Below are 15,136 nucleotides of genomic sequence, written 5' to 3'. Positions count from 1 at the left end.
TACATAGAGAATTCTTAATATTTATCTAATTCGCGACGTTAGAATTCCTTTCGATTCACAATCCACAGCGTCGCATTTGCACTCAGTTAATTAAAAAATATAGTTACTGCAGATTTTATCTCAACTACGAAGTAAAATGACTGATTTTTTATGAAAAAGTCTATAAAAAAACTGCTTGGATTGGGACCAAGTTTAAAAAACTGTCAGATGGTTAATATAGAAGTGCGTCTTTTATTGCATTTTAATTTTTATAACCATATAATGTATGGTAGGCTTTGCATAATTGTCTGTTAATACATATTATTTTTTATAAATAAAAGAAGAAGAAACCTAATAATATACATAAAGGGAGTGCTTGAACGTGAGCTTGAAAAATTATAGCCCTGAGCAAATTGAAGATATGTCCATGATTGAAATTGCTAATCTTATTCTAATTGATGAAAATAAGGCTACGGATTTCAGAGAGGTATTTGACCGTATCGCTAAATTAAAAGGCTTTTCTGAAGAACAAAAAGATGAAAATATTTCTCAATTTTATACCGACTTAAACATTGATGGCCGTTTTATGACTATTGGGTCTAACCTTTGGGGATTAAAACGTTGGTATCCTGTAGACCAGTTTGAAGAAGAAATCACAGCTGCTCCAAAGAAAAAGAAGAAGAAAAAGGCTGCTACTCGTAAAAAAGCAAAAGTCGAAGAAGATATTATTGATGATGATTTAGATGAAGAAGAACTAGATTTTGACGACGATGATTTAGAAGAAGATCTAGATTATGATGATTCAGATGATGAAGATAGCGATGATTCAGATGCAGATTACGATAGCTATGATGACGACGATCTTGACGATGATGTTTCAGATGACGATGATGATGACACAGATTTTGATGATGAGGAATTAGATGATGAAGAGGATGAAGATTGATTTAAAAACCGCTTGACTTTCCAAGTGTGAATAAGTAAAATCTTTCTTGGGCTCTATAATTTAATTTTTATAGTACAGCGTTCCCCTATTATTGGGGAGCGCTTTTCTTTTTTTATATTGGAAAAAAATTTTAGGAAAACGGTAAAACTCATCTTGTGATAAGGTGAAAGAGTGCGTATATCTTTAATAAGATGATTTAGCTCCCTATTCTGGTAATGCAAAAATTTTAATGGTAGTAATTTTGCTAGTTATTATTTTGTTTGTTACCAGTAGTTTCCATTGCTTCACTAGTGTTTTCCACTAGGTGAATTTTTCTATTACTTATTCTACAAGGAATGAGAAAGTGAAGGATTCTAATACTAATAAAATATATAAAAATAGAAAGAGGGATAAAGGTGACTAAATACATCTTTGTAACTGGCGGTGTGGTATCTTCCATTGGAAAGGGGATCACAGCAGCTTCATTGGGGCGTTTATTAAAAAATAGAGGATTGAAGGTTACAATTCAAAAGTTCGATCCATACATTAATGTGGACCCTGGAACAATGAGTCCTTACCAACACGGTGAAGTGTTCGTAACAGAGGACGGCGCTGAGACAGATCTAGACTTGGGACACTACGAGCGTTTTATTGATATCAATTTAAATAAATATAGCAATATTACGACAGGAAAAGTGTACTCAACTGTTATTCAGAAAGAACGACGTGGGGATTATTTAGGCGGTACTGTTCAAGTAATTCCTCACATTACAAATGAGATTAAAAATAAAGTTTTCCAGGCCGGAAAACAAACAAATGCTGATGTTGTAATCACTGAAATTGGTGGAACAGTTGGTGATATCGAGTCACTTCCATTCCTTGAAGCAATTCGACAAATCAAAAGTGATATTGGCAAAGATAATGTAATGTATATTCACTGTACACTTGTACCTTATATTAAAGCCGCAGGTGAATTAAAAACAAAACCAACGCAGCACAGTGTTAAAGAACTACGCTCACTAGGTATTCAGCCAGATGTTATTGTTTTGCGTACAGAAATGGAAATTAGCCAAGAAATGAAAGAGAAAATTGCTTTGTTCTGTGATATTGATGAAAATGCAGTTATTGAAATGAAGGATGTAGATACGATCTACCATATCCCTTTAGCATTACAAGAACAGAACCTAGATCAAATTACTTGTGATCATTTTGGCCTGGATTGTACGGAAGCAGATATGACTGAATGGAATGAACTTGCTAAGAAGGTGCGCAATCTTTCCAAAGAGGTTACAATTGGATTAGTAGGAAAATATGTAGAACTTCCAGATGCTTACATCTCCGTAGTTGAAGCACTAAAACATGCTGGATATTCGTATGACGCAGACATTAACGTTCGATGGGTTAATGCGGAAGAAGTAAATAAGGATAATGTGGAAGAATTATTAGCTAGTGTGGATGGTATCCTTGTGCCAGGTGGATTCGGTGATAGAGGAATCGAAGGGAAAATCGAGGCAATCCGCTACGCACGTGAAGAAAAAGTACCATTCTTAGGAATTTGTCTAGGTATGCAACTAGCAACAGTTGAATTTGCGCGTAATGTTGTTGGATTAGAGGGAGCGCACTCTGCTGAATTCAAACCAGATACCCCATATCCAATCATTGATCTATTACCAGAGCAAAAAGATATCTCCGATTTAGGTGGAACACTCCGTTTAGGGGTTTATCCTTGTCGATTAACAGATGGAACGAAAACAAAAGCTGCCTATAATAATGAAGATGTTATTTATGAACGCCACCGTCATCGTTTTGAATTTAATAATGAGTTCCGTGATCAAATGGAGGAAAAAGGATTTATCTTCTCTGGTACAAGCCCAGACGGCCGTTTAATTGAGACAATTGAATTAGGTGATCACCCATGGTTTGTTGCTTCACAATACCATCCAGAGTTTAAATCTCGTCCAACCAGACCACAACAGTTATTCTATGGTTTCATTGGTGCATCTGTTCAAAATACAAATGAGTAATAAATGGAATGGAGAATGGAATTCTCCTTCCAAAAGATAAACACTATTTTAGAAAGGCTCTTATTTACCTTTGTCGTAAATAGGGGCCTTTTGTCAAAAAAGCGAAAGTTTTGGCGCGTAGCAATTATTTGGGTCGTAAAAGAAGGAATAATGCAACTTATATAGAAAAATAAAGTAGTTATCGGGTTTAGTAGTTTGTCTACTGACCTTTTCCAAGCTAAAATATAAGGTAGATTCAGCTTTCGCATTTACTTTTTTCTAAATTTAGCACTATTTTTTGGAAATCAGATTTTATGCTAATAATAAGGCAGTAAACATTACAGAGAAGGGTTGAGCTAATCTATGGATAAAACAGTTATGATAGTGGATGACCAATTGGGTATTCGGTTGCTGCTTGAAGAAATTATCAAAAGTGAAGGGCACAAAGTAGTAACAGCAGAAAACGGGAAAGAGGCGCTGGACAAAATCCAGGAAGTTGAGCCAGATTTATTATTAGTTGACTTTAAATTGCCTATCATGGACGGTCATACACTATTACAGACACTTGAAGATCAGGGGACAACAATTCCAACTATATTAATGAGTGGCCTAGCAGAAGAAGCAGCCAAGAAAACAGAGAATATTAAATGTATAAAAAAAGTTTTTGCAAAGCCATTTAATATCGATGATGCACGCCAAGATATCCAAAACTTGCTGAAATAATAATTTTCATAAATAATACATAAATTCTTTTTTTAGATAGATAGTAAAGTTGTTAGTGCGAATAAATCTAGTGTTTTCAAGACTTTGAATAACGTCTTTTCTTGGGAATTCGACAGATATTTGGAAAGTTTATTTAAATTTACCTAAAGTAAACGCTTTCCTATTCGTTGATTTGTTGCACCTTTGGAGAGTACTTGGTATTCTTATACTGTACCCAATCAAACAGCAATAATTGACTGGTTATAGGACATAATATTTTTTATAGTTAGTTTCAAAAGGAGGAAATTTTCATGCCATTAGTTTCAATGAAACAAATGCTAGAAGATGCGAAAGCTGGTAGCTATGCTGTAGGTCAATTCAACATCAATAACTTAGAATATGTTCAAGCAATCTTGCAAGCTGCTGAAGAAGAAAAATCTCCAGTAATCCTTGGGGTTTCTGAAGGTGCAGGCAGATATATGGGCGGATTTGGCGTTGTTGTAACAATGGTCAAAGCTGTAATGGAAGCACAAGGTACAACTGTACCAGTAGCAATCCACTTAGACCACGGTTCAAGCTTTGAAGCTTGTGCGAAAGCGATCCATGCTGGTTTCACATCAGTAATGATTGATGCTTCTCACGATCCATTTGAAGAAAACATCGCAGTTACATCAAAAGTAGTAGAACTTGCACACTTCCACGGAGTTTCTGTTGAAGCAGAACTTGGAACTGTTGGTGGACAAGAAGATGACGTGTCTGGAAGCATTATCTATGCTGATCCAAAAGAGTGTCAAGAGCTTGTTGAGCGTACAGGTATTGACTGTCTAGCTCCAGCACTTGGTTCTGTACACGGACCTTACAAAGGTGAACCAAACCTTGGTTTCAAAGAAATGGAAGAAATCGGTGCAGCTACTGGCTTACCATTAGTACTTCATGGTGGAACTGGAATTCCAACAAAAGATATCCAACGTGCGATTTCTTACGGAACTTCTAAAATTAACGTAAACACTGAGAACCAAATTCAACAAACTAAAGTGGTACGTGAAGTTTTAGATAAAAATCCTGAAATGATTGACCCACGTAAATACTTAGGGCCAGGACGCGACGCAATTAAAGAAACAGTTATTGGTAAAATGCGTGAGTTCGGTTCATCAAGCCAAGCTAAATAATACAATTTTTCTATAAAGGGCTGTCATATGACAGTCTTTTTTCTTTGAATGAAAAGACCAGCTAGTGATACTTCCTTCCAAACTAAAACCTCTCCTTATTAATCTTCTCCCAGGATGTGAAACAAATTAAGAAATATACTTTAGCTGAAAATGATTGAAGTTACAGGTGATTAAGGCAAGTAAAAGATCTACTAAATGTAAAGTTGTGTATAAAATAGTTTAATTATAAATGGACATAGGATATAATTGCTCGTGTAGTCTGTCGAAATGGAATTATTAATGAACTACAAGAAATATTGTATTGTTTTGCCAAAATTGTACAAACTAAGCTTGCGAAAGTCTTATTATATAGAATGAGTAGCAGCAAGGAGGACAAAAAGAGTTTCAGCTCTTTTTGAACAACCTTTTAAAGTGAGGGAGTTCCAAATGCAAAAAATTCTCGTAGAAGGTGGAAATCCACTAAGCGGAAAAGTTCGTATAAGCGGTGCAAAGAATAGTGCAGTGGCGTTGTTGCCGGCAGCTATTTTAGCAGATTCAAAAGTTATAATTGAAGGATTACCTCAAATTTCAGATGTTGATACTTTGAGTCACTTGCTAGAAGAAATCGGTGGGACAGTAAATTGGCGTGGTCAAATGCTGCACATCGATCCTTCGCAAATGACAGCTATGCCACTACCAAATGGTAAAGTGAAAAAACTTCGTGCATCATACTATTTTATGGGGGCTATGCTTGGAAGATTCAAGCAAGCAGTTATCGGGTTACCAGGTGGTTGTCATCTTGGACCACGTCCGATCGACCAACATATCAAAGGTTTTGAGGCACTAGGTGCTAAAGTGACTAATGAACAAGGTGCAATATACTTACGAGCTGATGAATTAAGAGGAGCACGAATTTACTTAGATGTCGTCAGCGTTGGTGCAACAATTAATATTATGTTGGCAGCCGTTAAAGCAAAAGGAAAAACAATTATAGAAAATGCAGCAAGAGAACCAGAAATTATTGACGTAGCCACACTTTTAACTAGTATGGGTGCTAGAATTAAAGGTGCTGGTACCGACGTGATCCGTATCGAAGGTGTAGAGACTCTAACTGGATGTATGCATACGATTATACCGGATCGAATAGAGGCTGGAACTTATACGATCATGGCTGCAGCACAAGGTGATAAAGTATTAATAGATAATGTTATTCCACAGCATCTGGAGCCATTGTTGGCCAAGCTACGCGAAATGGGCGTACAGATTGAGGAGGGGGAAGAGCAGCTATTAATTACTAGAGGTCCAAAGCTCAAAGCTGTAGATATTAAAACGCTTGTTCACCCAGGCTTTCCAACAGATTTACAGCAGCCGTTCACTTCTCTATTAACGAGTGCTGCGGGTACAGGTGTTGTAACAGATACGATCTACCAAGCTCGCTTCAAGCATATAGATGAGCTACGTAGGATGAATGCACAAATTAAGGTTGAGGGTGGGTCGGCAATAGTTTCCGGACCAGTCCAACTAGAGGGTGCAAAAGTAAAAGCGAGTGACCTTCGTGCAGGTGCAGCATTAATTGTTGCAGGATTAATGGCTGATGGCATAACCGAAATTACAGGGCTTGAGCATATTGACAGAGGATATGAGCAAATAACCGATAAGTTAACCAACCTAGGTGCCAAGATATGGCGCGAAGAAATGACTGAAGAAGAAGTAGAGCAATTTCAAAATTCATAACTATTGCTTTAAAAAGGAAGCTGAATGAGTCAGCTTCCTTTTTTAGAATATAGAAGTTTGGGAAAGGATGCTTCTTCTCATCCTACTCCTCCCCTCAAAAATAGAATAAACTAGGAGCAAAATTAAAATAAATGATATTTTTTTCAAACTTCTACTTGTTTAATTAGTAGTGAAAAGGGTATCATAATGTAAGAAAACAACTATTTTACCCCACATTTATCGATATTATCCAAATTTCAAAACTATATTAGGCATTTTGTAGGTAAAATAGAGTTGAATTAAAGGCAGGAACAAGGTACTATTGAAGAGGTTTAACCAAAGCAGAGTTGGAAAACCTCTATGATGAAAACTTCTATTCTATTAAGGTAAAACAAGTAGGAAACCTGTTTGTTTTCCTCTACCGGGGAAGGTCTACTCTATACTTCCATCATTTTTCTTCTTTATATGATCTTATTGCAAAAAACATCTCCGCTAGATTTGTTCACCAAATGAAGAACACTATTAAAATAGCGACCCGACAATAAGAACTCCATTTTAGAAGTGTACCCAATAACTATGACTATAAATTAGTAATAGAAGCAATATGGCTAAACCCCTGCATAAATACATTTAACATTATCATAAATTAAATAGGTGTGGTGATTTTGTGGCTGAAGTAACAATATCTCAATTAGAGTCAATGACATTGAAGGACCTCTACACAAAAGCTAGAGAGTTTAAAGTGTCTTATTATGCTAAATTAACAAAAAAAGAACTAATATTTTCTATACTAAAAGCACAAGCTGAAAAAAGTGGCTATTTATTTATGGACGGAGTATTGGAAATTATTCCTTCTGAAGGATTTGGATTTTTACGTCCGATAAACTATTCACCAAGTGCGGAAGACATTTATATATCAGCATCACAAATTCGCCGCTTTGATTTACGAAACGGTGACAAAGTATCTGGTAAAGTAAGACCGCCTAAAGAAAATGAGCGGTACTATGGGTTGCTTCATGTTGATGCGGTTAACGGTGAAAATCCCGAAATTGCAAAAGAACGTGTACACTTTCCTGCGCTAACTCCACTATATCCAGATAGACTTATGAGACTTGAAACAGAATCAAAGAAACTATCAACAAGAATTATTGATTTGCTTACGCCAGTGGGATATGGACAACGTGGATTAATCGTAGCTCCTCCAAAAGCGGGTAAGACAATGCTGTTAAAGCAAATTGCCAACAGTATTACAACGAACCATCCTGATACTAAATTAATCATTCTTTTAGTTGATGAACGCCCAGAAGAGGTTACGGACATTGAACGTTCCGTACATCCTGACGTAGATGTGGTTAGTTCTACCTTTGATGAAGTTCCAGAAAATCATATTAAGGTGTCTGAGCTTGTGCTTGAACGTGCAATGCGACTTGTTGAACATAAAAAAGATGTGGTTGTGTTAATGGATAGTATTACAAGACTAGCGAGAGCATATAACCTTGTTATCCCTCCAAGTGGAAGAACTTTATCTGGTGGTATTGATCCAGCTGCTTTCCACCGTCCGAAGCGTTTCTTCGGTGCTGCGAGGAATATTGAAGAAGGCGGTAGCTTTACCATTTTAGCTACAGCTCTAGTAGAAACTGGATCGCGTATGGATGATGTCATTTATGAAGAATTTAAAGGTACTGGTAATATGGAATTACACCTTGACCGTAATTTAGCGCAGCGTCGTATATTCCCTGCCATTGACATTTTACGCTCAAGTACAAGAAAAGAAGAACTTTTGCTTCCTAAACCGCATTTAGATAAAATTTGGGCAATCCGTAAATCGATGCAGGATTCACCAGATTTCTTAGAACGCTTCTTGCGAAAATTAAGAGGATCAAAAAATAACGAAGAATTCTTCCAAAACTTAGAAGAGGAAATGAAAAGAAAAGGTACGACACGTAGAACGCAAGCTTAAAGAGTGGAATTAGTAAATAAAGTATTTATGAAACAAGCTCTTGCAAACAATTTTTTACACTGTTATAATCTTTCTGTATGGTTTTAATACGTAAGCAGTAAAATCCTTTAAACCATTAATTGGTTTTTGGGTTTATACAATAACTCTGTTTCCAAAGGATTCAGGGCAAAAGGAGTGGAAAGACATGAAAGAAGGAATTCATCCGAATTACAAGAAAGTAGTATTCCTTGATACAAGTTCTGACTACAAGTTCCTAGCGGGATCAACTAAGCATTCTGAAGAAACAATTGAGTGGGAAGATGGCAACACTTACCCTCTAATCCGCGTGGAAATTAGCTCAGCATCTCATCCTTTCTACACAGGTAAACAAAAAGCTGATAAAGCTGGTGGCCGTGTAGATCGCTTTAAGAAAAAATATAATCTTGGTTCATAAGTATTTCGTGGCCCGTTTAGCCACGTTTTGCATAACTAGGTCATCTAGGACTATCTAGCTCCTGATGATCTATCCAAAGATTAAATAAAAGGATTATTGTATCCTCATTATTAAACAGGCAAATTGTCTAACCTTTTGCCTGTTTTTTAATTGCTAAAACTTATGAATGCCCTTCATTTTCCTTTTAAATAAGGTTCATGGTAATGAGGAAATATGTTTATAATAGATGGTAATAGTTATTTTTGCAGAGAGAGTTTTTACAAGCGAAGGGAGAGACCTGCACGTGCATGTAATGAAGTACAGTGGATGGGTAGAACTTATTTGCGGAAGTATGTTTTCCGGAAAATCAGAGGAATTAATTCGTCGAGTCCGCCGAGCTACATACGGCAATTTATCGGTGAGGGTTTTTAAACCAGCTATAGATAGTAGGTATTCAGAGGAATCAGTAGTTTCGCATAATGGAACATCTATTCTTGCACGACCGGTTGATAGTGCTGAAGATATTTTGAATTATATGGAAGATGATGTTGATGTGGTAGGAATTGATGAAGTTCAATTTTTTGATCACCATATCATTGACATTATTGAGGAGTTAGCAAACCGGGGACATCGTGTTGTTGTTGCAGGTCTCGATACGGATTTCCGCGGTGAGCCATTTGGTCCAGTTCCTGAGATTATGGCACTTAGTGAGTCTGTAACGAAGCTAAATGCCATTTGCCCATTATGTGGTTCTCCAGCGAGCAGAACGCAACGTTTAATTGATGGGGAACCAGCATCCTATGATGATCCAATCATTCTTGTCGGTGCTTCAGAATCTTATGAGCCCCGTTGTAGACATCATCACGAGGTACCTAACAAACCAAAGCATGAGTTGATTACGCAAGCTGTTGAAATCAATAAATAATAGAAGGACTCAAACCTTAAGTTCAGAGGTTTGGGTCTTTTTTATAGTAAACTTTTTACCAATCGATTAGAATAAAATGTTTTAATAAAATGATAGCCCCCCGTGATTATCGTCACTTCATTAGTAATTGATAATGATTATCATATAAATATCATTAGGTGGAGGTGGCGTTATGGGTAAGGATGTATTACTAGAAGTTGATGTACGTGATGATATAAAAAAAGGGATGGAGCCTTTCAAAAAGATAATGGATGCAGCAAAGAGTGTGCAGTCAGGCGAACAATTTGTGTTACATGCACCATTTAATCCTTTTCCGTTATTTAAAGTATTAGGGAAAAAAGGATTTAGCCATCAGTCAGAGCAATTAGAAAAGAAACATTGGAAAATTACTTTTACCAAAAAGGACGTTGAGTAGCTATGATATTAGATAACAGAGGGTTGCAGCCACCACAACCAATGATGAGGACTTTAGCGGCACTTGAGGAGCTAGAAGCCGGTCAGCAACTTAAAATTATTAATGATAGAAGACCAATGTTCCTATTTGCAGAGCTAGATGAACAAGGTCATGTCTATGAGGTAGAGGAACAAGAGGATGGAAGTTTTGCGATTACAATTACAAAGCAAGGTGTGTAAAGATGAGTGGACTTACTGCTAACAAGACAGAAACAAATGTAAAACTACCTCTCTCTTTCATATTTTTAGGTTTAGTATCTTTCGTTCTATCCCAATGGATATTTTTAATTCATAGTGATGCGCTGACAAATGGTATCTTCCGCTTACCACAGATATTAATGGGAGCCCATCTTCTGCTATTAGGGTGGATTGTTATGATCATTATGGGTGCCATGTATCAACTCGTACCTGTTGCCTTTTTAACACCAATATGGAGTGAAAAATTAGGATTTGTTCAGCTCATTGTGACGGGTGTTGGTATTGGGTTATTTTCTTTCCTATTAGGCTTTAATATAAGTCATGCTGTTTACGGGGCAGTTGTTGTCATCGTTGGAATACTCCTATTCTTATTTCAAATTCTAATGACTTTAAAGAAACAGGAAGAAAAAAATGTTCTAACTCTATTTGTAGGCGGTGCATTAGTTTGCTTTTTGATAACGATTATTGCTGGTCTAACGTTAGCCTGGAGCATCGCATTTGGTTCCTCATTTAATTACACTGCTACACTCCATTCGCATATTTTACTAGGAGTTGCTGGTTGGTTTACGCTATTAATTTTTGGTTTTTCCTACAAGTTGGTGCCGATGTTTAGTCTGAGTCATGGTTTTAAAATGAGAGGTTCTAAACTAGCATTTATCAGTTATATAGTAGGTTTACTTCTCTTAATCCTTTCATTTTGGTTAGACCATTCATCTCTATCTACACTTGGATGGATATTGTTATGGGTTGGCTTTTCGTGTTTCACATTAGACATCTTGGAGATTTTGAAAAAGCGGCTGAAGAAGCGATTAGATAGACCATTTATGTTCTCATTAATTGCAATCGGCTTTGGTTGGTTGATTCATACAGCGGTCGTAGTGCTTCGACTTGTTCATTTTCAAGATGAGCGGATATGGAGTTGGCTAGTATTTTTATACATTATTTGTTGGGTTATGTTCAGTATTCTCGGTTATTTATATAAAATTGTTCCTTTTCTATGGTGGACGTATAAGTATTCTAGTCAGGTTGGAAAAATTAGTGTTCCTTTATTAAAAGATATGGTTAATGAAAAATTAGGAGTTACGCTGTTTAGCTTGTTTACATTCGGTACTTTTGGCTTAACTATTTCAGGTGTTTTACAGATGGATATAGCTGTTCAACTTTTTCAAGCAATCATGCTAGCAACCTCAATTGCCTATTTAATCTCGATTGTACAGGTTATTCGAAAATAAGGAGTGAGATAAAATGAGTTTATACGAACAAGTAAAAGAAGCGTTATACACGGTAATTGACCCAGAATTGGGAATAAATATCGTTGACCTTGGCTTAATCTATAACATGGAGGTTAATGATAACAATGATGTAAAAGTTACGATGACATTAACGACGCCGGGTTGTCCTTTGCATGATAGTATCGTAGGTGGAGTAGAGAGTGCTATTTATTTTTTAGATGAAGTAGGCAAGGTTGATGTTCAATTAGTGTGGCAGCCAGCCTGGTCACCAGAAAAAATGACAGATAAAGCCAGGGCGATGTTGTATTAAGATGAATTTGAGAAGGCTTAACTTTAGTTGAGTCTTTTTCTCTCCTTAAAATTTTTATCCTACCAAAACTGTGAGATTTCCTCCCTATTTTTGAGTTTATCCCCCCTTTCAGAGAATATATCCGACCTAAATCCAAACATATCCCCCCAAATCCAAAATTTATCCCCCTTTTACATAAAATAGCCAACAATGGAAAAGCTAAAATGAAAAAATATATACATAAAGAAGGGAATTCAAATGAAATACATCCTAATTTCATCCGTATTTTCACTATTACTATTAACAGCTGCGTGTGGAGCCAATTATGGAGAGCTGTTACAAAGAGAGCCAACCGATCAACCGAGCCCATCACTGAACCAAAAAACAACAGATGAGGGTTATGTTCAAATTGATAGTAAGGAACCACGTGTCATTGATGAGTCAGGTGATTCATTTAATAAACGTGAAAAGGATAAGCAGATCATCATCCAAGCAGCCGAGAAAATGCCGTATGTGACGGTAACAAATGTTGAAATTGATGGTCCTAATGCTGTAGTGACGGTGTTGGTAGACTCCGAATTAAACGATGATGAACGTAAAGCGTGGGAAGAAAATATAATATCAGCAATAGAATCGGTAACCCAACGCTACAATATTAAGGTGATAGTAAAATAATTGGCTAAAAAAGCCACTTCAGGCTTTTTTTGACGGGGATTCACTCCTTATAATATAATGAAAATATTGGTCTTATGTTTTAAGGAGGAAAAGTAACTTCCTTATTAGAAAGAGGTGGAAGACTTGTTAGACAGATTAGAATCATTAGAAGCTAGATATGACAAATTAAATGAGTTATTAAGTGACCCTGAAGTAATAAATGATACGAAGAAACTAAGAGATTATTCTAAAGAACAATCTGACCTTCAAGATATCATTACAGCATACCGAGAGTATAAAGATGTTACTTCTCAATTGGACGATGCGAAAGTTATGTTGGAAGATGACTTAGATGCGGAAATGCATGATATGGTTAAATTAGAAATTAGTGAACTTCAAGAACAAAAGGAAGAACTTGAGGAACGCTTAAAAGTATTATTGTTACCGAAGGATCCGAATGATGACAAAAACGTTATTATGGAAATCCGTGGGGCAGCAGGTGGAGATGAAGCGGCATTGTTCGCTGGTGACTTGTTCCGTATGTATTCTCGCTTTGCAGAAACGAACGGTTGGAAAATTGATATTATGGACTCGAACTCAACTGGAGTTGGTGGCTACAAAGAGATCGTATTTATGATTAACGGTCAAGGAGCCTATTCTAAACTTAAGTTTGAAAATGGTGCACACCGTGTTCAACGTGTACCCGAGACAGAGTCGGGCGGTAGAATTCATACCTCTACTGCAACAGTTGTAGTTATGCCCGAAGCCGAAGAAGTAGAAGTGGATGTTCATGAAAAAGATATTCGCGTTGATACGTTTACTTCCAGTGGACCGGGAGGACAAAGTGTTAATACAACCATGTCAGCAGTTCGTTTAACACACCTACCAACAGGAATTGTTGTTTCGATTCAGGATGAAAAGTCCCAAATTAAAAACAAGGAAAAAGCAATGAAAGTACTTCGAGCTCGTATTTACGATAAGTTCCAACAGGAGGCGCAGGCTGAATACGATCAGACAAGAAAGTCTGCAGTTGGATCAGGAGATCGTTCCGAGCGTATCAGAACGTACAATTTTCCACAAAACCGCGTGACCGACCACCGTATTGGTTTAACGATTCAAAAGTTAGATCAAATTCTAGAAGGTAAAGTGGATGAAGTAATTGATGCTCTATTAATTGAAGAGCAAACGAAAAAAATGGAACAGATTGGTGAATAACATGTCCGAAAAGCCAATGACAATACACGAAGCCCTCCGTTGGGCTTCTCTTTTTTTAGAAGAGCATAATCGAGAAGGAAAAATTGCGGAGATCCTGCTTCAGCATCATTTGGGGATAAGCCGTGTCCAACTTTTATCCAATTTTCGTGAGTTAGTACCTGTGGAAAAGCAAACTGTATTTATGGAAAATATAAAGCGCCATGTAGAAACGGGTATTCCAGTTCAACATCTTACTGGAAAAGAAGCGTTTTATGGACGTGAATTCACTGTGAATAAACATGTACTTATCCCCAGGCAGGAAACAGAGGAGTTAATCGTAAATGTACTGGATGAGATAAAGACGCTAGGTCCTGCTAACACCTTAGTAGACTTAGGAACGGGAAGCGGTATTATTGCTACGACTTTGAAATTGGAAAAACCAGAATTGGAAGTCTTTGCAGTCGATATATCAGAGCAAGCGTTGTCTGTCGCTAAGCAAAATGCTTGTACACTTGGTGCATCTATCCAGTTTTGCAAAGGTAGTTTTCTTGAACCGCTTATCGATAGGGGACAAAATGTGGATATAATTGTTTCCAATCCGCCTTATATACCGTTTGTGGATAAACCTACACTTAGCGATACAGTACGCAACTTTGACCCAGAATTAGCACTATTTGCGGAGAAAAATGGTTTAGCTGCTTATTATGAGATCGTTGAACAATCCACACAAGTGTTAACAACCGGTGGATTAATTGCTTTTGAAATAGGTTATCAACAAGGAGAACAAGTAAAAACCATCCTAACTAACACGTATCCGAAAAGTACTGTGGATATCCGTAAAGATATCAACGGTAAGGACCGCATGGTGTTCGCTCGTATATAGAGTGAACACCTTTTTGTGGATAACCTGTTAGTTGTACCTTGCAGCATTCAATCTGTAATATATGGGAGTACTTAACGAAGTGAAAAAGGAGAATCAGGAGGAACTCGCGACGTAAGAGAGTGGTTAACGAAGCGAAAAAGGAGAATCAGGAGGAACTCGCGACGTAAGGGAGTGGTTAACGAAGCGAAAAAGGAGAATCAGGAGGAACTCGCGACGTAAGGGAGTACTTAACGAAGCGAAAAAGGAGAATCAGGAGGAACTCGCGACGTAAGGGAGTACTTAACGAAGCGAAAAAGGAGAATCAGGAGGAACTCGCGATGTAAGAGAGTGGTTAACGAAGCGAAAAAGTAGAATCAGAATAAACTCGCGATGTAAGGGAGTACTTAACGAAGCGAAAAAGTAGAATCAGGAGGAACTCGCGACGTAAGGGAGTACTTAACGAAGCGAAAAAGTAGAATCAGGAGGA

At 37.2% G+C, this 15,136-nt stretch carries 15 protein-coding genes; all 15 read left to right on the top strand.

What is annotated here, in order from left to right:
- Window positions 1-361: 361 nt before the first annotated feature.
- The 15 genes from rpoE to prmC all read left to right on the top strand — a co-directional run bounded on the left by rpoE (window position 362) and on the right by prmC (window position 14,670).
- Complete coding sequence (gene rpoE, locus H7K77_RS04560; RefSeq protein WP_186576542.1) at window positions 362-925, top strand: DNA-directed RNA polymerase subunit delta; 564 nt, start codon at window positions 362-364, stop codon at window positions 923-925.
- A 395-nt stretch (window positions 926-1,320) separates the two neighbouring features.
- Entirely contained in the window at window positions 1,321-2,928 is a 1,608-nt protein-coding gene (locus H7K77_RS04555; protein ID WP_186576541.1) for a CTP synthase, read from the top strand.
- Between the two features lie 342 nt (window positions 2,929-3,270).
- A complete protein-coding gene (locus H7K77_RS04550) occupies window positions 3,271-3,630 on the top strand; it encodes a response regulator (RefSeq protein ID WP_186576540.1) in 360 nt (119 codons plus the stop codon).
- A 290-nt stretch (window positions 3,631-3,920) separates the two neighbouring features.
- Window positions 3,921-4,778: a class II fructose-bisphosphate aldolase gene (locus H7K77_RS04545; protein ID WP_186576539.1), complete on the top strand. Its 858-nt coding sequence runs from the start codon at window positions 3,921-3,923 to the stop codon at window positions 4,776-4,778.
- A gap of 426 nt (window positions 4,779-5,204) precedes the next feature.
- A complete protein-coding gene (locus H7K77_RS04540; protein WP_186576538.1) occupies window positions 5,205-6,491 on the top strand; it encodes a UDP-N-acetylglucosamine 1-carboxyvinyltransferase in 1,287 nt (428 codons plus the stop codon).
- Window positions 6,492-7,137: 646 nt separating this feature from the next.
- Window positions 7,138-8,430, top strand: coding sequence for a transcription termination factor Rho (gene rho / locus H7K77_RS04535; protein WP_186576537.1), 1,293 nt, complete (start codon window positions 7,138-7,140; stop codon window positions 8,428-8,430).
- A gap of 184 nt (window positions 8,431-8,614) precedes the next feature.
- Entirely contained in the window at window positions 8,615-8,863 is a 249-nt protein-coding gene (locus H7K77_RS04530; protein WP_186576536.1) for a type B 50S ribosomal protein L31, read from the top strand.
- Window positions 8,864-9,146: 283 nt separating this feature from the next.
- The gene (locus H7K77_RS04525) at window positions 9,147-9,767 is read left to right on the top strand and encodes a thymidine kinase (RefSeq protein ID WP_186576535.1); all 621 of its coding nucleotides are present in this window, start codon (window positions 9,147-9,149) and stop codon (window positions 9,765-9,767) included.
- Window positions 9,768-9,939: 172 nt separating this feature from the next.
- Window positions 9,940-10,182 (top strand): DUF2249 domain-containing protein, encoded by a 243-nt coding sequence (locus H7K77_RS04520; protein WP_186576534.1) that lies wholly within the window; start codon window positions 9,940-9,942, stop codon window positions 10,180-10,182.
- A 2-nt stretch (window positions 10,183-10,184) separates the two neighbouring features.
- Complete coding sequence (locus H7K77_RS04515) at window positions 10,185-10,400, top strand: DUF2249 domain-containing protein (RefSeq protein ID WP_186576533.1); 216 nt, start codon at window positions 10,185-10,187, stop codon at window positions 10,398-10,400.
- Window positions 10,401-10,402: 2 nt separating this feature from the next.
- Window positions 10,403-11,650 carry a hypothetical protein gene (locus H7K77_RS04510; protein ID WP_186576532.1) on the top strand — a complete coding sequence of 416 codons (1,248 nt, stop codon included), beginning with the start codon at window positions 10,403-10,405 and terminating at the stop codon, window positions 11,648-11,650.
- Between the two features lie 13 nt (window positions 11,651-11,663).
- Window positions 11,664-11,960 (top strand): metal-sulfur cluster assembly factor, encoded by a 297-nt coding sequence (locus H7K77_RS04505; protein WP_186576531.1) that lies wholly within the window; start codon window positions 11,664-11,666, stop codon window positions 11,958-11,960.
- Between the two features lie 237 nt (window positions 11,961-12,197).
- Complete coding sequence (locus tag H7K77_RS04500) at window positions 12,198-12,614, top strand: hypothetical protein (RefSeq protein WP_186576530.1); 417 nt, start codon at window positions 12,198-12,200, stop codon at window positions 12,612-12,614.
- A 123-nt stretch (window positions 12,615-12,737) separates the two neighbouring features.
- The gene (prfA, locus tag H7K77_RS04495) at window positions 12,738-13,808 is read left to right on the top strand and encodes a peptide chain release factor 1 (protein ID WP_186576529.1); all 1,071 of its coding nucleotides are present in this window, start codon (window positions 12,738-12,740) and stop codon (window positions 13,806-13,808) included.
- Complete coding sequence (gene prmC / locus H7K77_RS04490) at window positions 13,768-14,670, top strand: peptide chain release factor N(5)-glutamine methyltransferase (RefSeq protein WP_328701025.1); 903 nt, start codon at window positions 13,768-13,770, stop codon at window positions 14,668-14,670. Before prfA ends, prmC begins: the two co-directional genes overlap by 41 nt.
- Window positions 14,671-15,136: the final 466 nt, after the last annotated feature.

Source organism: Aquibacillus kalidii, assembly GCF_014280935.1.
Classification (GTDB): domain Bacteria; phylum Bacillota; class Bacilli; order Bacillales; family Amphibacillaceae; genus Aquibacillus_D; species Aquibacillus_D kalidii.
This window is presented reverse-complemented; position numbering and strand designations above follow the sequence as displayed.